This is a genomic window from Spirochaetota bacterium, from assembly GCA_004297825.1.
Taxonomy (GTDB): domain Bacteria; phylum Spirochaetota; class UBA4802; order UBA4802; family UBA5368; genus FW300-bin19.
Genome location: SCSX01000041.1, coordinates 21,176 through 41,915 on the forward strand (window position 1 = coordinate 21,176; position 20,740 = coordinate 41,915).

13 protein-coding genes are annotated in these 20,740 nt (G+C 53.7%); 8 read left to right on the forward strand and 5 right to left on the reverse strand.

What is annotated here, in order from left to right:
* Positions 1–39: 39 nt before the first annotated feature.
* Positions 40–618 carry a hypothetical protein gene (locus EPN93_09015; GenBank protein TAL36117.1) on the forward strand — a complete coding sequence of 193 codons (579 nt, stop codon included), beginning with the start codon at positions 40–42 and terminating at the stop codon, positions 616–618.
* A 182-nt stretch (positions 619–800) separates the two neighbouring features.
* On the forward strand, positions 801–1,274 hold the full coding sequence (locus EPN93_09020; protein TAL36118.1) for a hypothetical protein: 474 nt from the start codon (positions 801–803) through the stop codon (positions 1,272–1,274).
* A gap of 12 nt (positions 1,275–1,286) precedes the next feature.
* Here EPN93_09020 and EPN93_09025 read toward each other — a convergent pair whose 3' ends face one another.
* Both EPN93_09025 and EPN93_09030 read right to left on the reverse strand, forming a co-directional pair.
* Positions 1,287–1,865, reverse strand: coding sequence for a flavin reductase family protein (locus EPN93_09025; protein TAL36119.1), 579 nt, complete (start codon positions 1,863–1,865; stop codon positions 1,287–1,289).
* An 11-nt stretch (positions 1,866–1,876) separates the two neighbouring features.
* Positions 1,877–3,727, reverse strand: a complete 1,851-nt coding sequence (locus EPN93_09030; GenBank protein TAL36120.1) for a HAMP domain-containing protein — start codon at positions 3,725–3,727, stop codon at positions 1,877–1,879.
* 201 nt (positions 3,728–3,928) lie between these two features.
* On the opposite strand from EPN93_09030, the gene EPN93_09035 reads away from it, so the two are divergent.
* The 6 genes from EPN93_09035 (at position 3,929) to EPN93_09060 (ending at position 16,049) form a co-directional block, all read left to right on the forward strand.
* Positions 3,929–5,503, forward strand: a complete 1,575-nt coding sequence (locus EPN93_09035; protein ID TAL36121.1) for a chemotaxis protein — start codon at positions 3,929–3,931, stop codon at positions 5,501–5,503.
* 800 nt (positions 5,504–6,303) lie between these two features.
* Positions 6,304–8,955: a restriction endonuclease subunit R gene (locus tag EPN93_09040; GenBank protein TAL36122.1), complete on the forward strand. Its 2,652-nt coding sequence runs from the start codon at positions 6,304–6,306 to the stop codon at positions 8,953–8,955.
* A 110-nt stretch (positions 8,956–9,065) separates the two neighbouring features.
* Complete coding sequence (locus EPN93_09045) at positions 9,066–11,060, forward strand: site-specific DNA-methyltransferase (protein TAL36129.1); 1,995 nt, start codon at positions 9,066–9,068, stop codon at positions 11,058–11,060.
* Between the two features lie 85 nt (positions 11,061–11,145).
* Entirely contained in the window at positions 11,146–13,785 is a 2,640-nt protein-coding gene (locus tag EPN93_09050; GenBank protein ID TAL36123.1) for a DNA repair protein, read from the forward strand.
* 9 nt (positions 13,786–13,794) lie between these two features.
* The gene (locus tag EPN93_09055) at positions 13,795–15,036 is read left to right on the forward strand and encodes a transcriptional regulator (protein ID TAL36124.1); all 1,242 of its coding nucleotides are present in this window, start codon (positions 13,795–13,797) and stop codon (positions 15,034–15,036) included.
* Between the two features lie 341 nt (positions 15,037–15,377).
* A complete protein-coding gene (locus EPN93_09060) occupies positions 15,378–16,049 on the forward strand; it encodes a phage Gp37/Gp68 family protein (GenBank protein TAL36125.1) in 672 nt (223 codons plus the stop codon).
* 227 nt (positions 16,050–16,276) lie between these two features.
* On the opposite strand, the gene EPN93_09065 is transcribed toward EPN93_09060, so the two are convergent.
* The 3 genes from EPN93_09065 to EPN93_09075 form a co-directional block, all read right to left on the reverse strand.
* On the reverse strand, positions 16,277–17,260 hold the full coding sequence (locus EPN93_09065) for a hypothetical protein (GenBank protein TAL36126.1): 984 nt from the start codon (positions 17,258–17,260) through the stop codon (positions 16,277–16,279).
* Positions 17,261–17,819: 559 nt separating this feature from the next.
* Positions 17,820–19,493, reverse strand: coding sequence for a DEAD/DEAH box helicase (locus EPN93_09070; protein ID TAL36127.1), 1,674 nt, complete (start codon positions 19,491–19,493; stop codon positions 17,820–17,822).
* Positions 19,494–19,781: 288 nt separating this feature from the next.
* Entirely contained in the window at positions 19,782–20,489 is a 708-nt protein-coding gene (locus EPN93_09075; protein ID TAL36128.1) for a VWA domain-containing protein, read from the reverse strand.
* Positions 20,490–20,740: the final 251 nt, after the last annotated feature.

Consider the following 20,740-nt stretch of genomic DNA (forward strand, 5'->3'; position numbering starts at 1 on the left):
CGGGGGCACAGTGCAAAAAAAAGCGGAGAGGGCATATCCATGAACCAGGTCACACTGCTCAGGCTGGACCACGTCGCGATCGCGGTCCGCGACTACGACAAGGCGCACGCGTTTTTCACGAAGGTGTTCGGCGCGATCGAAGGAACATTCGCCGAGATTCCGGGGATGAACTATTACTGGAAAAATTACGCCCTGGGCGACCTCTCCCGCCTGGAGCTGCTCGCCCCCACGGGCCCCGGCAGCTTCCTGGACGGGTTCCTGAAAAACCGCGAGGGCGGCGTGCACCACATGACCTTCCAGACGCCCGACATACAGGAGGCGCGCGCCTCCCTGGAAGCGAACGGGATACCTTATTTCGGGTACAACGAGTACGTGGGCGGGGTATGGAAGGAGCTCTTCATTCACCCCAGGGACGCCTTCGGCGTGCTCATCCAGATCGCCGAGTTCACCGCCGACGACTGGCTCGCGGAAGGGGTGAAGCTTCCCGGCGGCAGGCGCTTCCGCGTCGAGAAGCACGCGAAGGGCGCGGTTCTCACGATGGAGCATCCCGGGGGCGGCATGGCGCGTTTCGAGCTCTCGTCCAAGGAGGTTGCCGCACTGGTAAAGGAGCTTTCCTGAGGCGCACGGCAAGGGGGTCCGATACACGGACAGGCGCGCGGAAATGCCCGGCGTGAATCGGCGCCCCGCCCCCGTGCCCCGGGAACCATTCACCCGTGCCATGCGCGCCCTGCAAAACCGGCCCGCGTACATGCGCGCGGGCGGCGGACGTTTGTGAATCGACTCAACAAAGGAGGACCACAATGAGGATCGTACGAATCGCGGTTGCGGCGCTGGTGATGTCGGGGATTGCGCTCACCGCCGATGGGGCGCCCCGGGGGCGGGACGACCGGCAGGACGCGGCGAGAAAGATGATCAGGCGGACCGGTGCGGTCATCCTGCTCGCGCAGAAAAAGGTAAGGGAGAACAGGGTCTTCACGGGCGATCTCGCGAAGGCCGCCGCGCACCAGAAATTAGCGCGCAGGCTTTTCAGGGAGGGCCATTACCTCCGGGCCATGTTTCACACGAAACGCGCCCGCGCGCTGGCGGTGCTGGCGATAAGGGCGAACCGCGGCGCGGACCCCTCCGATGCGGATATAAGCGCGGATGAAGCCGGGGCGATGGGCAATGCGCCCGCGGACGCCGACCTGGACCTGAAGCTCGCGGCGGACATGCCGGGAGAGCCGGTCAGGGACGAGGACATTGTCGATACGTCACTGGACGCCGGGGAGAACTGACACGCCTGCGTGTCAGCGGACGCGGGATCGTCCCTTCTTCCGCACGGAAAAGCCGAATTTCTCCAGGGGCTTGAAAATGGTAAAGTACTGCCCGTGGCTGTAGCACAAGAGGTGCGCATCCTCCAGCCGCAGCTTCCCTCTCCGGTCGATGAATTCCTCCTCCACGTTCACCGCGAGCACGTCCGCGATGAACATGTGGTGGCTCCCCAGCTCGACGATGCGGGAGACCCTGCATTCGATCGCGACGGGGCATTCGGCGATGAGCGGCGCGGCCACCTTGTGCGCCCTCTGCTTGGAAAGCCTGTTCGCCGCGAACTTGTCGACGTTCCGTCCCGACTTCACGCCGCAGAAATCGACCGCGCGCGCGAGCGTGTCCACCGGCAGGTTGACCACGAACTCACCGGACTCCCGGATCATGGCGTAGGAAAGCCGTTCGGGCTTCAGCGATATCGAGAGCATGGGGGGCTCGGTGCAGACGGTGCCCGCCCAGGAAACGGTGACGATGTTGTCCTTCCCGTCGTGGCGGGAGGTGACGAGCACGGCGGGCGCGGGGTAGAGCATGGTTCCCGGTTTCCAGACTGTTTTGGGCATGGTGTGCGGTCCTATTCCTCGTGAAAGGTAATGATGAATTCCGTTCCGCCGTTCTGGAGCATCTCGATGGAGCCGTCAAGCTGAATCACCAGGTTGTTCACGAGGTCGAGTCCCAGCGTGTCGGTGCCGCGCCAGTCCACGTCCGGCGGAAACCCGGCGCCGTTGTCGCGCATCACCAGCCGGTATTCGCTCCCCGTCTTGCGGAATTCCACGCGGATCTCGCCCCTGGACTCCCCGGGGAACGCGTGCTTGTACGCGTTGGAAATAAGCTCGTTGATGATCAATCCGCAGGGGACCGCCCTGTTGAGGCTTACCTGCGTCCCCGGGATGTCCACGGACAAGGTTACGCGCCCGTCCTCGAGACCGTAAGAGCGCGAAAGCGCGGCGGCGAGCGACGCCACGTACTCGTGGAAATTAATTTCGTCAAGGCTGGGGGACTGATACAGCTTCTCGTGGACGAGCGCTATCGAACGCACCCGGTTCTGGCTCTCCCGGAAAAGCTCCAGGGCCTCCCGGTCCCGGATCTTCCGCGCCTGCAGGTTGAGCAGGCTCGAGATGATCTGCAGGTTGTTCTTCACGCGGTGGTGCACCTCTTTAAGAAGCACCTCCTTCTCGCGAAGGGACGCGCCGAGCTGTCGGTTCACGCGCTCGCGCTCGTCCGCCCGCCTCTCCAGTGCCTCCGCCATGTCGTCGAACGCCCGCGCGAGCGTCCCAAACTCGCCGTGGGCGTAATCGAGCCCCGTGCGCGCGTTCAGGTTGCCGTGCATGAGCTCGTTCGCCTCGTCGACCAGCCGCTTCATCCGGGCGATGATTATGTTCGCGCCCAGGATGCGCGCGATCCCCAGCGACACCGCGAGCACCAGGAGCAGGAGTATGCCGTTGCGGATGAGATCGTTTTTCACCCGCGCGAAGATGACGCGCAGGGGAATTCCCACGCGGATGAACAGGTAAGGGTCGCCGCCGCCCCTGGATACGCGGGAAAAGCCGTAAAGCCTGCTCACCCCGTCGATGCCCGTCGCGATGAAGGTTCCCTCGTTTTCGGGCCCGGCCATCCTCTCCTTGATATCGGGAACGTCCGGATTCCCCTCGTACCTTTCGGGATTGGGATACCGGTACAGCCGCGTTCCCTGCCAGTCGGTGATCGAGAGGGCGCTGTTTTCGGGAAGGCGCATCTCGGAAAACAAGGTGCCGTAATGCCCCAGCGTAAAGGCGATCGCGAGCACCCCGGACAGGGCGCCCCGCGCGTCGTACACGGGATGGGCGAAATGGATGACCGATTGTTTCGCATATTCGCTGCGCACGAATTCCCCGATCACGAAGCCCCCGGTCGTGACGGCGTCCTTGAAATATTTCCGGTGGCTTACGTTCTGTGTAAAAACCGGGACGGCCGACGCCCGGACCTCGCCTGTCATGTCGGCAAGGCTGATATTCTGGTAATGCGGGTTATGCTCCCGGAGCGTCGCGAAGAGTTTCCCTACCGGATCGATCCTGAATTCGCGCACCTCGCCGAACCACGAGAGCGTCGCCAGGAGCTGGTGGGCGCTGTCGACTACCTGCGATTGCAGCGAAGCCGCGCTATGGGTCATCTGGAATGCGTCGCGGCGCGCCGCATCCAGCTCGTGATTCCACATCCCGAACGTGCTGTAGAGCGTGATCAAGGTGCACGGGATCACCACGATGAGTACCATGAGCAGCAGGTACACCCGCACGGGCAAGGACGAGAAGCGGATCATTCGGTCTCCCCCTGAATGGGCGGACGACGGCGGACATGCAGGCAGATCGCGGCAGGAAGATGACGCCGTCTTCGACGCGCTCACGAGATCGCCCGGCCGGGCAATCCTGTATTCACGTGATCGTATCATATGATCGATCGCCGCGAATGTCAATGTAATTAGCGGGCGCGCCGCGGGCGGGGCAGCCCGCCCCCCAAAGCCGATAATTCACGAAGGTTTTGACCCTTCTCATGTAAATTTTACTGGACAGCCCCCAAGGAATCAGCCCACGCTTAAAGCGTACCTGTTTCAATTGTGGCCCTTTTGGCACACCCCCCGGGAGAACTCGATATGAAGTCAAAAGGTCAATCGGCGCCCGCCGCCAAGCCGCTACACCAGTCCGACATACTGAGCAGTGTCATCATCCGCAGCCACAAGAGGCTCTTCGTCGCCTTTGCGAGTATCGTCCTTCTTTCCAATGTGTCGGCAGTGCTCATAAAGCTTGGGGGGATCGGCTCCGATTACCTCACCTACGAGGCGATAATCCTGGAACTGGGGCTGGCCGCCGCGTTCTTCACCGTTACGGTGTTCTCGTCCATGCGCATGAGAGGAACCGTTGCCTCCGCCTATGTCGCGATCTCCGGCGTGATGCTTTGCCTCTTCATATTCCAGTATTTCATATACGGGGGAAAGGAGCTTTTCGCGTCGCATTTCATCCTGCTCATCCTGAGCGTATTCTATTTCAATCCGCGGCTGAGCCTCTACACCTTCGTCATCGTCATCGTTTCCCAGATCGCGCTCTTTTACGCGCACCCCAGCCTTTTACCTGACGGGCCTAAAAGCAACATCGCGATCCGCTTCCTCATCTACATCTGGGTCGGGGCCTTCGCGATGGCGGGTGCGAAGACCACGCGCGAGCTTCTCCTTCTCGCGATCTCGAAGGCCGACGACGCGGAAAAGAATTACCTGAGCATACAGGAGATCGCGAAGGCGGTACGCCATTCCGTATCGGTGCTCAAGGACGAGTCATTGAACCAGGATTCCATGGTGAGCGGCATCCACGACCTTACCCAGTCCCAGGCCTCTTCGCTGGAGGAGATTACCGCCGCAATCGAGGAGCTCACGAGCAACACCGACTCCATCTCCGGCGTCGCGCGCAGCCTGGTCGAGGAGGTGCAGATCACCTCGTCGTCCATGGACGACCTGCGCATGGTCTATGGCAAGATCCAGACGAGCTCCGACGCGATCACGGGAACCATCAACGAGATCCGCGGCTACTCGGACAACTCCTCCTCCCAGATGGGCAAGACCCTGGAGCAGTTCCGCGTGCTCGAGGAGAAGGGGGGCGAGATGTCGGGCCTGGTACAGGTGATCAACGAGATCGCGGACAAGGTGAACCTGCTTTCGCTCAACGCCTCGATCGAAGCGGCGCGCGCCGGCGATCACGGCCGCGGGTTCGCGGTGGTCGCCGACGAGGTCTCGAAGCTCGCCGAGGCTACGGCCCTGAACTCCGGCCAGATCGAAAAGCTCATCAAGGAAAACCGGGGCATGATCACGAGCAGCGGAACCCTTCTTCAAGAGTCCTCCTCGATGCTCACGAAACTCAACGCGTCCATCGCCACCATTACCCAGGAGATCACCGAGGTGGGCGGCCTGCTCACCGATATCGGCAACACCATCAAGATCATCACCAACCTGAACGTCCGCATCTCCGATACATCGCACGCCACGGAGACGTCCCTCCAGGAACAGCAGATCGCGACGGAGGAATCGAGCAAAACGATCCTGCACATCTCCGAAACCGCGCAGGACGTGGTGATCCATTCCCTGCGCATCGCCGAGTCGACCAAGGTGGTGAACCAGCTCGCCGACGAGCTGGGCGGGCTCATAAGCCAGATGCTGGGGGAAAAGGAAGGCGCTGCCTGAGTTCCCCTTGGCGCTCAGGCCCCATGTAGCATTAAAGTCCCCCTGGCCCCCCGAACAGGAGTAAAGACCAGGGCCGGCTGAAAGGTGCCGTTCCGCCGTGTGTTGTATCGATGATACATCGACACGAGATGCCTTTTCCTCAACAACGCGCCCTTCGCGAAGTCCCTCCCACATGAACAGATTATACCCGGTCATGTTTTTCCCGCGCGCCTTACTATCCCACGCGTCTCGTTCAATAGCGGAGAGCTTTCTCCACTCATGGGCGCGCAGGGCGAAGGTGGTCCGTCCCTCCTGCTGGCGCTTCGTGCGCGGGTTGGAAGGGATTACATGACGGCGGACACAGGCTTTGCCGTTGCGCGTATAGTAGACAAGACCGTCGAGTGTACCTGAGAGCTCCTTGAGGATCGAGATTAATCGGACCTGTGCCATTGTTATATCCCTCCCGTGTATCGGCGAATTTTCATGTCTCACTGGTATAGTGACGGGAGCGGGGCGTATCCGACAAAATAAATAACGAAAGTGAGGGAAATATTTGGTTATTGAGGGGGAGAAGGCGAGGGAGATAGGAGGGGATCCCCGGATAAAATCAATACTATCAAATCGAGGTGATGCAGTACCGGTCGCGGGCGGCAAAGGAAAATATGTTGACAGAGCATAAAAAATGCACCATGAAAGTGAGATATAAACAAATGCAAGTAGACCAACCATGAATCTCTAATGGCGACATTGCAAGACATCCAAAGCAACTGGACCTGTTATAGCTGCCATCGACATTCTGTTATGCCGTATAAGGTTAAACAATGAACCACCTTCACCAGCATCTTGAATTACTGGTTGCAGAATGGCGAGACGACGGCTATCCCACCCGGAAATATAGCGCCATAGCAGAAATTCTTGAATGGTCCCATGAATCCGCAAACAATACTCTGCGCTTTCTTCGCCGACCGCAACTACGGGCGCTGGAAACGTACTGGTACCTTCGTCTTGTTGAGGAAACCCCGCATATACTGGATTTATACAGGAAACTTATTCCGAAACAGTCTCAGCTCCTTGAGGCGCTTGGTCTGAATACCAAAGGGATCAACGATCTGGTCCTCGATGAAGGAATCGATTCTCTCTGGGAACGAATAAAAAAAGATGATGGTTTCGTCAGAGACTTCAAGCTTGAATCTCTCCGCGAGACGATTACCCTCGACTATCCCAGCTATATTCTCGCCCTGGCCATGGGAGCGGGGAAAACAATCCTTATGGGCGCGATCATCGCGACGGAATTCGCCATGGCGCTGGAATATCCGAATGGACCTTTTGTACGGAACGCATTGGTCTTCGCTCCCGGAAAGACGATACTTGAATCGCTCCGGGAACTGGTGGAGATTCCCTTTGATCGCATTCTGCCGCCGCGCATGTACAAATCATTCGCCGCATCGGTAAAATTCACATTCACCCGCGATGGAGAAAAAGATATCCCGGTAATCCGCCGGTCGTCGTTCAATGTGGTGGTGACAAATACTGAAAAGATTCGCATCCAGAAAGAGAGCATTCGTAAAGCCGACCTGGGACCTCTCCTTATAAAGCCGGAGGCCGAGGACGAAGCGCGCACCGAGGTCGCTAACCTAAGGCTACAGGCTATCGCAAGTCTCCCGCACCTGGCGGTTTTTTCCGACGAAGCGCACCACACCTATGGACAGTCGCTTGACAGCGAGCTCAAGAAAGTGAGAAAAACCGTGGACTACCTTAACGACGCCACCAATGTCTACTGCGTGGTGAATACTACCGGAACGCCCTATTTCAAGAAGCAGGCGCTCAAGGATGTCGTGTTCTGGTACGGACTGTCCCAGGGAATAAAAGAAGGCTATCTAAAAGATCTTGCCGGAAGCATACAGGCCTACGATTTCGACGGTAACGCCGCCGTTTACGTAGAGCACGTGATCAAAGATTTCTTTTCCGAGTACGGCGATGTAAAACTCCCCGACGGCAGCCCGTCAAAAATAGCGTTGTATTTCCCCCAAACCGACGATCTCAGGGAGTTGCGCCCTCACGTGGACAAAGCGCTTATGGAATCGGGCAGGAGCCCTGCGCTCTGCCTTGTTAATACCTCAGATGAGAGCCTCACGAAAAGCGCCGATATTGACGCATTCAACCGCTTGAACGATCCCGCGTCGCCGCACCGCGTGATGCTATTGGTCAACAAGGGCACTGAGGGATGGAACTGCCCGTCCCTCTTCGCCTGCGCACTGGCGCGGAGGCTTCGCAGCTCCAACAACTTCGTGCTCCAGGCGGCGACACGCTGCCTGCGCCAGGTGCCGGGTAACGAGCGGAAAGCCCGCGTGTACCTTTCTACCGACAATTTTTCCGTGCTGGACCACCAGTTGCAGGAGACCTTTGGTGAGAGCATCACCGATCTGAACCGCGCGGGCCAGGAAAGCCGGAGAGAACGTATAGTGATTCGCAAGCTTGACCTTCCGCCGCTTGTAGTGACCAGGATGGTGCGCACGGTCGTTAAAAAGGAAGGCGCTTCCGGAAGCGGACGGATAAAACTTGCCAGGCCAAAGGACGGGGCCGGTGCAACCATGGAAAAGAAGACCTTCACGCTGAAAGAACAGCTTTCAAGCTCCGGCGTGTTGCAACAGATGGGAGACGCCGTCGTCATTGAGCACCTTCCGGAAGCTGCCGACGCCTACATGACGGCCCAGATGCTCGCGGCGCAGTACCGGCTTGACTTCTGGATCGTCTATGATGAACTGAAGCGGCTCTACGGTAACGATGATATTCCTCTTGCTCACTGTGAGATGCTCGGGAAACAGGTCGAGGAACAGACGCGGTTTTATGACATTCATGAGGAAAAGGTGGACGTGGCGCTGGCCCTTATCAAACCGGAGGGCTTTGAAAAGGAAATCGACGCGGGCGGCGCCGAGATCTACACCGCTGAGATCGTATACCCCAAAGACCGTGAAGCGCTCATCGCGCGCTACGCCACCTGGAAAAGCCGCGCCGGGGAATTCGGATTTCACTATGACCCTTACAATTTCGACTCGAAGCCGGAGCAGCATTTCTTCGAGCAGATGCTCCATTCCATCAACCTGAAGCCCGGCGATATCGAAGACATTTACTTTACCGGGGCGCTCACCGATCCGGGAAAAACCGACTTCTTCGTGGAATACAAGGATGAAAAGGGCAAGTGGCGGCGCTACACGCCCGATTTTATCATCCGTAAAAAGCCGCCGCGCGGGGGAAAGCCGGGTACGGGCCGGGTATTCATTATAGAGATAAAAAGCGAACGTGAACGAAACCACCCCACCGACGGAGAAAACGGTCGCAAGGCAATGGCCGTCAAGAAGTGGCAGGACCTTGATCCCAAAAGGCTTCGTTATGAAATGATCTTCACCGCCACCGACACCGTCACGGCCGATCAGGCGAAGCCCGCGCGCGAATTCATTGAGGAGACCGAATAGTGAAAAAGGCCAAAGATACCGGAAGAAAGGCCGCCCCGGAAAAGGAGAACGCCGAGAAACCCGGCAGCGAAGGAAAACCCATAAAGATCGCCGCAGCAAAGGGACGGCCCATGCTAAGCTGGGTGGGAAAGCGCCCGCTCACGCACGTGACCGCGTTTCCCGCACAGCACGTTGAAACTTTTGATCCCGAACATACCTTCAGGGCGAGCGCAACTCCCCCGTCATTAAAGGGGACCGGTGACGCGTATAAAGACTGGCCCGCCGGTTACCCCAAGGGCGGACTTCTTTTTCACGGCGACAACAAGGAGGTGCTTGCGCACTTGCTGGCCAACGGTTTCAGGGGAAAGGTCGACCTTGTATACATTGACCCTCCGTTCGATTCGGGAGCGGATTACGTGCGCAAGGTGGAGCTTCGCGGTGCGAAGGGAACCACCAAGATTGACGGAGAGAGCTATACGCTGGGAGAGCAGATTCAGTATACGGATATATGGGCAAATGATAATTATTTGCAGTTTATGTATGAGAGATTTTTATTATTGAAAGAACTTCTTAGTGAAAAGGGAAGCATATTTGTACACTGTGATGATTCTAAAAACTATTTATTAAGGATCATCTTGGATGAAGTTTTCTCACCTGAAGGATTCAGGAACGAAATAATATGGAAAAGATCTACTTCCACTGGTCTTTCAATGAAACGATGTGGAACTTTGCACGACACGATATTTTGGTACACTAAAGGGCTGGACTATAAATTTCTTATGCAGTATCATGATCATGATGAGGAATATTTAAAACGTGCGAAGAAAGATGAGAATGGCCGCCTATATATACCTATTCCAACAGGCAATCCTGGGCCAAGACCTAACCTATATTACGAATATAAAGGATACTTGCCGCATCCAAACGGATACAAGTGGAAAAAAGAGAAGATGGAAATGTTTGACAAACAGGGCCGACTTCTATTTCCAGAATCCAAAGATGGGCGAATTCAATATAAACAGTTTTTAGATGAGATGGATGGAGTCAAACTTCAAGATCTTTGGCTTGATGTTTATTCGGTCAATCCTGTAGCGATCGAAAGAATTGGGTTTCCAACCCAAAAACCTACCGCACTTCTTCAGCGAATAATTTCAATGACTACTGATCCGTTCGATTTGATTCTTGATTGTTTCATCGGTTCTGGAACAACGATTGAGGCAACTCAGAAGCTCGGTCGTCGCTGGATAGGCTGCGACATCAACAAGGGCGCAATCCAGACAACTGCCAAACGATTGCAGGGAATCATTACCGAACAGATTGAAGCATTAAAACAACAAGCGGAGGAAGATTCGCAGGGAAAGCTTATTGAAACCGACGAACCGGAAGAGGAACCCAAGCCTGCGCAACTGGGATTTTCCGTGTGGCGCGTCAACGATTACGACCTGGCCATCCAGCACAACGAGGCGGTCAACCTGGCATGCGAACACATAGGTATAGTACGCACCCGCGCGAACGCGTACTTTGACGGCACGCTGGGGAAAAAGCTCGTGAAGATAGTCCCGTTTTCCCATCCCCTCACGCCGCTTGATCTTGAAGAGCTGAAGCGGGAACTGGACGCACGCCCCGAGGAAGACCGGAACATTACGATGGTGTGCCTTGGGATGGAGATCGCCGCGGCGGCATGGGTAGAGGACTGGAACAGGCTGCGCAAGGGATCGGGCGCGGTGAACAAGGTAAATGTCATAGAACTGCGTACCGACCCAAAATACGGCGGCTTCATTTCCCATGAACCGGCGAAGGCCCGGGTGAAGATCGCTCGAAAAAAAGAAATGATCGGCGTCGAGATACTGGATTTCGCAAGTCCCTCGATCATCGAGCGCCTGCGTTTGTTGAGCGGCGTAAGCTCCCCGAAGATCAACGACTGGCACTCCATGGTGGATTGCGTCATGATCGATACGGCGTACGACGGCAATGTGTTTAATGTTGTCCTTTCGGATATTCCCGTCAAGAAAACTGACCTTGTTTCGGGGAAATACGAGCTTGCCGTGCCCAAAGGCGAGACCACGGTGGCGGTTAAGATCGTGGATATGCTGGGGGAAGAGGTGCTGGTGACGGAAAAGGTGTGAAAACATAAAGAGGACTTATACAAATTACTTCATGATTTCTTAAATCTGATCATTATACCGATTATACTATAGGTGGCGATAAATTATGAGTGAAGCCTATACAGTAGCAAAATTCTGGAAGTGTGCCCTCCAGGTTAATCCATATGATTATATCGGTTATCGTGGAAAAAGTCATGGCTTGACGGAAAAGGAGTACAACCAAAAGCTCCTTGAAATATGCAAAGAGCAGGACATAAAAATTATCGGAATCGCAGACCATGGCAATGTAAAAGCGATCGACCCGATCAGAACGCTCTTGAACCGGAACGATGTTCTGGTATTTCCCGGATTTGAGATAGCCACGACTGAAAAGGCTCATTTTGTCTGCCTTTTCCCGGAAAGCACACCAACCGAACAGCTCACAAGGTATCTTGGAAATCTCGACCTGACCGACCCCGATGAATGTGTCCGTCCATCAAAACTCAGTGCCGAAGAATTGATCCGAAGAGTGGATAAACTTGAAGGATTTACCTACGCGGCGCATGCGACCCTGGACAGCGGACTTCTCAAACAGAAATTGAATCATATATGGCGCTTGCCTTTGCTGCGTGCGGCGCAGATTCCCGGGAAGGTGGATGATCTCCCGCAAAATTTTCTTAATATTATCCGAAATATGGAATCTGAATACATTCGTACGCACCCGATTGGAATAATAAATTCAAAGGATGTAGCTGTTCCGGAAGATTTAAAGGACCCATCAGCGTCCTGCCTGATAAAGATGACGACACCCTCTTTTCAGGCTTTCAAAATGGCGTTTTTAGACTCAGAATCTAGGGTGCGCTTAAACTACGATGTCAGGGAACGATATTATTCAACGATCAATTCGATCAGCATCTCCGGAGGATTCCTTGACGGACTTTCAATCGAACTTTCCGAACACCTTAACACGGTAATCGGGGGACGGGGAACCGGTAAATCGACGCTCCTGGAATGCATACGCTATGCACTGGATAAGGCGCCGGTCGGGAAGGAAGCCAGGAGGAAACATGAAGACATCATTAAAACGAATCTTGGACTGGAAAAAGGCCGAATTGAGCTGAAGATTCGCTCTTCAGCGAAAACCGGACGAACTTTCATACTTTCAAGACGTTACGGCGAGCCGGTTATCGTCAAAGATGGAGATGGTGCAGTTTCCAGGTTCAGCTCCGGCGATATTCTGCCGCATGTGGAATTATACGGACAAAACGAAATACTTGAAATCGCGGATAACCAGGAATTACTGTTCGAATCGCTCCAGCGCTTCCTGCCCGATGATTTCAGAAAATCAACCCAGGACCTCGCGCTAATTGAGAAAAAACTGACTGACAACGCCGATAAATTAATGAAAGCGATGGAAAACACCGCTGATATACAAGACAAGATCGCGACCTTGCCCAAATTACAGGAAGAGGAAAAGCAATACCCGAAAACCGGTCTTGAAAAATTGAAAATCATCCCGTATCTCGAACGCGAGCGCGGTCTGTTGTCACGAGCTGCTGAAGAATATGAACGGGTTTCCGACTCGCTGGAATCCCTGAAAGAGGGCATTCCCGATATATCGTTTTTAGGAGACTCCGTATTAAGCGATCTTCCGCACAAGGAACAGCTTAAAAGTATACGGAAGCATATAACTTCTTATATAAGTTTGCTTTCAGAACAGGTGGATGCTTTCGACAAAGCTTATCATGAATCATTTTCCGGATTCACAACGCTTCAGAAGGCCTGCGGCAAAGATATAGAAAGCAACGAAGCGGAAATTGAAAAGAGCTTTAAAAAGCTTCCATCGCTCGAGGGAAAGTCCGGTAAGGAAATCGGCATTGCGTACCAGAATCTGTTGAAAAGAATTGAACAGATACGCCCCTTTGAGGCACGCTTAAAATCACAAATAAAAGCTCTTGAGGTAATCCAAAAAGAGCGCGAGAACCTGCTCGCGGAATTATCAGACCTTCGTTCTCAGCGGAGCGCGCAGCTTACACGCTCGGTTAAGAGCCTGAATAAAAAGCTTTCGGGGAAATTAAGAGTTACAATCATCCCCGAGGGAGAAACGGCTCCCATAAAGCGTTTCCTGCTGGATTGCGGTCTTGAGGGCATAGGCGAGAAGAGGCTTTCCTGGATCGATTCAGCTCAAGGCCTTACGCCGATATCGCTTGTGAAGACCATTCGCGAAGGGAAGGAGAGTTTAAAATCCCAGCCGTGGGAAGTGACTCCGTCAGTTGCGGAGGCGCTTGGAAAGCTCGATTTCTCTGACTTGCTCAAGCTTGAAGCCCTGTCACTTCCGGATCGCGTTTCAATCGAATTGAACGTTTCACATGCCGCGGAGGCATATCGGCCGATTGGCAACTTGTCGACTGGCCAAAAATGTACGGCGATTTTACATCTGCTCCTTCTGGAGAACAGTGATCCTCTCATTATGGATCAACCTGAAGATAATCTTGACAATGCGTTTATTGCCGAAAGAATCGTAACCGAATTACGGGCTTCAAAGATGCAACGGCAGTTTATTTTCGCCACGCATAACGCTAATATTCCCGTATTCGGAGACGCGGAATGGATAGGTATTCTGGAATCGAGCAGTGAAGACGCCACGCTTCCGCCGGAGAGGCAGGGCTCGATAGATTCTCCCTTCGTTCGCGATAAAGCGGCGGAAATATTGGAGGGCGGTAAAGCAGCGTTCATGCAGAGAAAGGATAAATATGGTTATGAATAGGGATGGATTATGCTGAAAACCGAATTATTAGAGCTCATCGCAAATGGAGAGAATTCCGGCGTGGAATTCAAACGCGATGATTGCAGGCCGGAGGAGTTAGCTATTGAAATTGTCGCTCTGGCGAACCATAAAGGAGGAATAATTCTTCTTGGAGTCGAGGATGATGGGACGACAAGTGGAATACGCAAAGACAGGCTTGAAGAGTGGGTGATGAACATATTTTCAGACAAGGTTCACCCATGGATATTACCATATTATGAAGAAATCAAAATTGATGATTCCACCCGTGTTGCTGCTATATCCCTGTCTCAAGGGATTTCCAAGCCGTATGTTTTACGCCATTCGGGCAGGGAAGAAATCTATATTAGAATTGGCAGTACATCTCGCAGAGCAACCCGTGAACAACAAGCCCGGTTGTTTGCCACCGGCGGTTTGCTGCATTCTGAACTACTGCCTGTTTCCGGCAGCGGTTTCGATTCACTGGATGTATATCGGCTTACCGATTACATAAATAATATAATTGGAGATACAGCAAAACCGGGAAATGATGAAGAATGGATAAAGCGCCTGACTGGAATGGGGCTGATGTCTGAAAATGAACATATTCCACCATGCTGCACAATTGCCGGACTGGTTATTTTTGGGCTTCGACCAAGAAGTATTCTTAAACAGGCTGGAATCAGAGTAACGGTTTATAAGGGAACTGAGAAGGATTACGCAACGAAACTTGATAAAGTGTTAGATGGTTCAATCGTCGGCCTATGGGAGCATGAGGCTGGAAAAGGGCGCGTAATGATAGGCGATGGTCTAATTGAACATTTCATTGATATGATCGAACCATATATTTCCAATGATACTTTGGAGGAAGGAGACATTAGAAGGGAGAGAAAATACATATACCCGCTTGAAGCAATCAGGGAAATCATTGTAAATGCACTAGTCCACCGCGATTGGACCAGATCTGTGGATATAGAAGTATCAATCTATGCTGATAGAATGGAAATCATTAGTCCCGGCGGTCTTCAAAACTCCATGACCATAGAAAAGATGTTAGCCGGGCAGCGATCGCACCGTAATCCTGTTTTAGTCGAAACGACAAGAGATTATGGATACATGGAAGCACGTGGCATGGGTATTCGAAAAAAGGTATTGCCATTGATTCGCGAGGCGTCCGGTAGAGACCCGGAATTTATTGAAACCGATGATTATCTTAAAACGATACTATTCCCTTTGGCCGCAATTAACCGATAGTCATATTTCCCATTCATCAAATTATTGGGTAAATGTCTTTATAATTAATCAACAGATATTAAGCCTTCTCCTTGTTTTCCAGTCCCTCTTATATGAAAACCACGTTTTATTATTTTTCATGAACAAAGGAACCGTGGTAAAAAATCTCAATCTGGTCTGTATCACTGCATTATTGATTAAGCGTTCAAAAACAATTTTCGAGAAAGTTTCTGAAAAGCCGGCAATGCTCAGGAATAGTAAAAATAATCCCCTTTTTTCTACTGGCATTTGCCGCGGGCAATCCAAAGGGTGCCAAGACCGCGGTTAAAATCGCCGATTACTTATTAAAGAGGATATGATTCATGGCATACAATTCGTCGATTGAATGGACCGGTTCGAGCTGGAATCCGATAACCGGGTGTTCCAGGCTCAGCGAGGGCTGTAAAAATTGTTATGCCGAAAGAATGGCCGCCAGGTTAAAAGCGATGGGCCAGAAGAATTATAGCAATGGATTCGATCTCACTATACATGAAGACATGTTCGCCCTTCCCCTGAAATGGATAAAACCGCAGAGAATATTCGTTAACTCGATGAGCGATCTATTCCACGAGGAAGTTCCTTTGCCGGTCATTCAAGCCTTATTCAAGGTGATGAAAGCCGCCCATTGGCATACTTTTCAGATTCTGACAAAGCGCTCGAATATTCTTCGCGAATACGACAAGTTCCTTGAATGGTCCGATAACACCTGGACGGGGGTGACAATTGAGAGCCGGGCTCATATGGACAGGCTGGATGATTTAAGGCAAACAAAGGCAAGGTTGAAGTTCATCTCTTTTGAACCGCTTCTTTCAAGGATCGAAGATGTCGATTTACAATCCATAGACTGGGTCATCGCCGGTGGTGAATCCGGCCCGGGGGCTCGCGCAATAAAAGAAGAATGGGTAATTGAAATACGAGATCAATGCATTACTCAAAAAGTTCCCTTCTTCTTCAAGCAATGGGGCGGGGTGCGGCGGATAGCTGGCCGGCGCTGACGCGACCTCCTGTCGCAGCACCGGGTGCGCACACGAGGTGCGCCTGTGCGCCTGTGCCCATGCGCCAGGATGGCGCGTTAGTGGGCACCATTAGGACATCGTGTCCGTCACGCGCGAGTCACACAGGGGGTGTATCGCAGGCGCATGCGCTAACAGGGTGTTTGATAATTTTGCTAAATTAATATCGTATTTTCCCAGAAGGAACTGTTTATTAAATTTTCAATAAGTCAGTTTTTAATTAATCTGTTCAGGGCATTCCAGTCCATCTTTGCCAGGATACTCCTGGTACGCTGTGGATCCGCCTGTACCGACACCATGATAGACTGCACTGTAGTATATGAAACACCACTCAGGCCTGTAACGTCGAAAACCACTCCATCCCCACTGCTTTTTACCTGCCACTTATTACCAATCAGAACATATGTTGTTTCCTCACTCCATCCCCTTTCCTCGTTGTATTTCCCCTGCTGGCGGAATGCCTGGTTGCCTGAAACCGGTTCACCCTGCACTGTAGGCCCGTACGTTTCCTTCCCGAAATAATTAATGTAGAACGTCACAGTCACCCTGACATCATGCGGGCTCATCTTCTGTATTATATTTTTTTCTCCGTTGGTAAGCTCCTGCATCTTTATTGCAAGTTCCTCCATTTCCAACTTCAGCTTTTCAATGGCTGTCTGATCGTTATTCACGACGGCCTTTGCAAATTCCTCAGAAAGCTTTCCATTTTTCTCAGTTAATATTTTCAGTTCCCTCTGCTTCGATTTTGTCCAGTATTCATTTACTGCTTTCGGTACTGCAACATTCGCAGCATCTTGCCTGGCATTGTCGTTCCACTCAACATTGTATACAAACTGGTACGGGAAATCCCCGTCAGGAATATTTTCATTCGGTTCAGGAAAATTATCTTTATTTTCCTTCCATCCTTCAGGGCCTGCCGTAATAGAACCGGCAATAGCCTTCTTCACTTCCCTGTAGAGGTTCACCTGGTCCGGCGTGGCTTTCCAGGTTTTACTGTCAGCGACGGAAGAAAAAACAACGGCGATAAATACAACGATTGATAATTTCTTAATTACACCTGCAGTCCTGTTAAATAATAACATAATTGCACCTCCCGATTCTGCAGCGGAAAATTTCCTTCTGGAATAATTTTTTCTCAGCCGCTGCTGCTGTTTTCCTCTTAGTAATCTTCGATAAAACATTTTAATTAACATTTGCTGTTAACATACTGAAAGTCAAGAATAATCGTTTATTTTAAACTTCCAGTTTTAATATATTGGGAGCTTTTCCCGGAAAGAGGACGCACTTGATATTTATTCTTTAAAAGATGGAGACATTAACGCATACCACATTTTACCGTATTCGGTTTTTCGAAGTGAGTCTTTTATTTGGTCTTTAAAATTGTCGTAGTTGATATCTTTTGAAAGCTCAAGGGAGGGGAAACAGGTTCGATGCTTGCAAAACGCGTTGGCACCCTTCAACACCGACACGTGAGGGCAGGAGGCCCGAGCGGAAGGCTGACCGGCGCTGACGCGACCTCCTGTCGCAGCACCGTGTGCGCACACGAGGCGCGCCAGCGCCCATGCGCCAGGATGGCGCGTTAGTGGACACCATTAGGACGTCCTGTCCGTCACACGCGAGATGCGAAGAGAAGCCACAGATTGAAAAACAATTTGGCTGGAAACAGATTCGATGTGAATTTCGATAAGGCTTTGTCTGATACCAGGTTTTATGCGTGCGGTTTATACGCCCGCCGCCGTGCGTATCGGCCCCCTATCCCCTTTTCTTATTCGCCTGCCAGGGATTGGATCTCCCGACGTTGGGCTTCCCTTTGCCCTTTGGCTTCGAGGGACCTGAGGGTTTCGACGAGCCCGCCGGTTTCTTGTCGCGGTAGACGAGCGGGCGATTGTGCACCGTGTGTTCCTTGAACGCCTGGATGATGAGCTCCGCCTCGGCGAAGGGAACGGTGAGGAAGGAAAAGGTGTCCTTCACCACCAGGCCCTTGATGGCGTCCACATCCACGTCCGCTTCGGTCTTGATGAGCTTGAGGAGCTTGCGGGGCGTGATTCCGTCATTGGAGCCCTTTCCCACGAAGATGCGGGTCGTTCCCTTCCGGTCGACCGAGGCCTCGTGGATCTCGTTGTAGCTCGCGCTGTCCAGCTCGTTGCGGAATGAGTACCGGAGAAGCGCGGCGAGCACGTCGTGCGGCTCCTGCCCGGACATGAGCTCCCGGGCCGTGTCGAGGTAGTCGCGGTGGTCGCCCTTTTCTATGAGCGCGGCGATCTCCGTGGCGATGCGCATCTTCTTCGCGTGGATGACATCGGCGATCTTGGGGAGCTGTTTCTTCCTTATGGAGGCCTTCGTGACGTTGATGATCGCCTGGAGCTTCCGGTACTCGGAGGAGCTTATGAAGGTGATCGCGATCCCCTTCTTGCCCGCGCGCCCCGTGCGGCCTATGCGGTGCACGTACGCGTCGTGATCTTGCGGCAGCGCGTAGTTAATCACGTGCGTGAGGTCCGCGACGTCGATACCCCGCGCGGCGACGTCGGTCGCGACGAGGATGGTGGTGTGCTTCTTCCGGAATTTTTCCAGGGTGCGCTCGCGCTGGTTCTGCGAGAAGTCGCCGTGCAGGCCCTCGGCGTCGTAGCCGCGGTCGATGAGTTTGCCCGCGAGCTGGTCGACGTCCACCTTGGTGCGGCAGAAGACGAGCCCGTAGAACTCCTCCTCGATGTCGATGATGCGGCAGAGGGACTCGAACCGGTCGGCCTGGGAGACCTCGAAGTAAATCTGGTCGATCATGTCGACGGCGAGCGCGTCCTTCTTTATGGAAATGGTGACGTACTCGTGCATATAGTTCCGGGCGATCTTGAGTATGTGCGAGGGCATGGTCGCCGAAAACAGGAGCGTGCGCCGCGCCTGGTTGGTGTGGCGGAAGATCTCCTCGATGTCCTCGACGAAGCCCATGTTGAGCATCTCGTCGGCCTCGTCGAGCACGGCATAAGAGATGTTATCGAGCTTCAGTGTCCGGCGGCGCAGGTGGTCCATGATGCGCCCGGGGGTTCCCACCACGATGTCGACGCCGCGGGCGAGCCTGCGGATCTGGTCCTGCATGGACTGCCCGCCGTAAATGGGCACCACGTGAAGCCGCTTGCTTCCGCGGAAGGAGTTGAGCTCCTCGGAGACCTGGATCGCGAGCTCGCGCGTGGGCACCACCACGATCGCCTGTACGCAGCCCGCGTGCTCGCTCACCATCTCCATGATGGGCAGGCCGAACGCCGCGGTCTTTCCCGTTCCCGTCTGGGCTTGGCCTATGATGTCCTTGTCGGTGGAGAGCAGGAGGGGGATCACCTTCGCCTGTATTTCCGTGGGCTCCTCGAAGCCCTTGATTTCGATCTCCCTGAGGGAATGCTCGGAGAGACCAAGATCCCTGAATGTGACTCGTTCCATGTACGTACCCGTCGTCCTTAGAATTCCGTTATGCGAAAGCCGATGACGAATAATTACCCGCTTTCCTTTAAGAATTCTTCAGCGTGAGCGAACCGGGATGCCTGGGGGAGAGAACGGCCAACGGCGCTGCGTGATGTGGAAAGACCCGAACTATTTGATCATCCGTTTATACGGTGTGTGACCAGAGGCGTCATGGGGGCGGTTTTGTCCAGCGGAATTTTTCCTTGCCCTGCACGCCCTTGTGAAGGCGCGGAAGCGTTTCCGCGCCTTCACAAGGCATAACACGGACTAGCCTTCTATATACTTCCCGCCGTTTTCCTTCGCGAGCTTCTTCAAGAACTTCTCGTCCTTATCGTCGCCCAGGCCTATGGTGTTCACCTGGATGCCGCGTCCCTGGTTCATCGCCTTCACCGCCTCGACGATCTGGTCGCCGCCCGCGTCGGAGGGGTAGCCGTCGGAGAGGAAGAAGATGGTATCCACGCCCGGGACCATGAAGGCGCGCGCGATGCCGGCCATCGCGCTTGTTCCGCCCTGGGTCGAGAGGTTCATGACGAAGGCGTACCCGATCGCCTTGTCGGACTTGGTCGCGACGGTGAGATCGTCCTTCCAGGTGGCGACGCCGTCCGAGAAGGTCACGATCGTGAACCTCGTGGTCTCGTTAAGGCCCATGATCGCGGGCTTGAGCTCGCGTTTCGCGCTGGCGAGCTTGGTCGTCTCGCTCGCGATCCCCGACGATACGTAGCCCCCGATGCGCCCCCCGATCATGGAGCCCACCTTGCCGGCGAGGCGCTCGGCCGCCTGGGCGCGGAGCTGGTCGCTAATGTTGCCCTCGGCCCTGCCCTCCATGCTGCCAGAGATGTCGATCACGAACACAATGTTTTTGCCGCCGGTTTTCACCCCGTAATAGGAGTCCGATACGAAAAAGCTCGAGCACGCCACCAGCGCCCCGAGCGAAACCGAAAGTATCGTTCCCCTGAAGAACCTCATTGTTTTCATTAAATGCCTCCGCGATCCCGCACGCAAAAATGGCCCGGGGACCGATATTATTGATAGAATTCCAAAACTTCGTGTACGTTAGTAAGCGCGCCCGGTTTGGCAAGCCAATTTTCAGGCCGGGGGCGGCGCCGCGTGCGGAGTGTGAATTTTTTCCGGTGATGTGGGCGTGCATGAGCATACCTTACCCCTGGTTTGGTGTGCGTGCGGAGCTGTGATGATTAATCTGAGGCGGTGCGGCGGAGTATTTTCGT

Coding starts and splice junctions, on each gene's coding strand:
- EPN93_09020 (TAL36118.1), top strand. CDS start 801: ATGAGGATCGTACGAATCGCGGTTGCGGCGCTGGTGATGTCGGGGATT.
- EPN93_09040 (TAL36122.1), top strand. CDS start 6,304: ATGAACCACCTTCACCAGCATCTTGAATTACTGGTTGCAGAATGGCGA.
- EPN93_09030 (TAL36120.1), bottom strand. CDS start 3,727: ATGATACGATCACGTGAATACAGGATTGCCCGGCCGGGCGATCTCGTG.
- EPN93_09045 (TAL36129.1), top strand. CDS start 9,066: ATGCTAAGCTGGGTGGGAAAGCGCCCGCTCACGCACGTGACCGCGTTT.
- EPN93_09070 (TAL36127.1), bottom strand. CDS start 19,493: ATGGAACGAGTCACATTCAGGGATCTTGGTCTCTCCGAGCATTCCCTC.
- EPN93_09055 (TAL36124.1), top strand. CDS start 13,795: ATGCTGAAAACCGAATTATTAGAGCTCATCGCAAATGGAGAGAATTCC.
- EPN93_09060 (TAL36125.1), top strand. CDS start 15,378: ATGGCATACAATTCGTCGATTGAATGGACCGGTTCGAGCTGGAATCCG.
- EPN93_09035 (TAL36121.1), top strand. CDS start 3,929: ATGAAGTCAAAAGGTCAATCGGCGCCCGCCGCCAAGCCGCTACACCAG.
- EPN93_09075 (TAL36128.1), bottom strand. CDS start 20,489: ATGAAAACAATGAGGTTCTTCAGGGGAACGATACTTTCGGTTTCGCTC.
- EPN93_09025 (TAL36119.1), bottom strand. CDS start 1,865: ATGCCCAAAACAGTCTGGAAACCGGGAACCATGCTCTACCCCGCGCCC.
- EPN93_09015 (TAL36117.1), top strand. CDS start 40: ATGAACCAGGTCACACTGCTCAGGCTGGACCACGTCGCGATCGCGGTC.
- EPN93_09065 (TAL36126.1), bottom strand. CDS start 17,260: ATGTTAATTAAAATGTTTTATCGAAGATTACTAAGAGGAAAACAGCAG.
- EPN93_09050 (TAL36123.1), top strand. CDS start 11,146: ATGAGTGAAGCCTATACAGTAGCAAAATTCTGGAAGTGTGCCCTCCAG.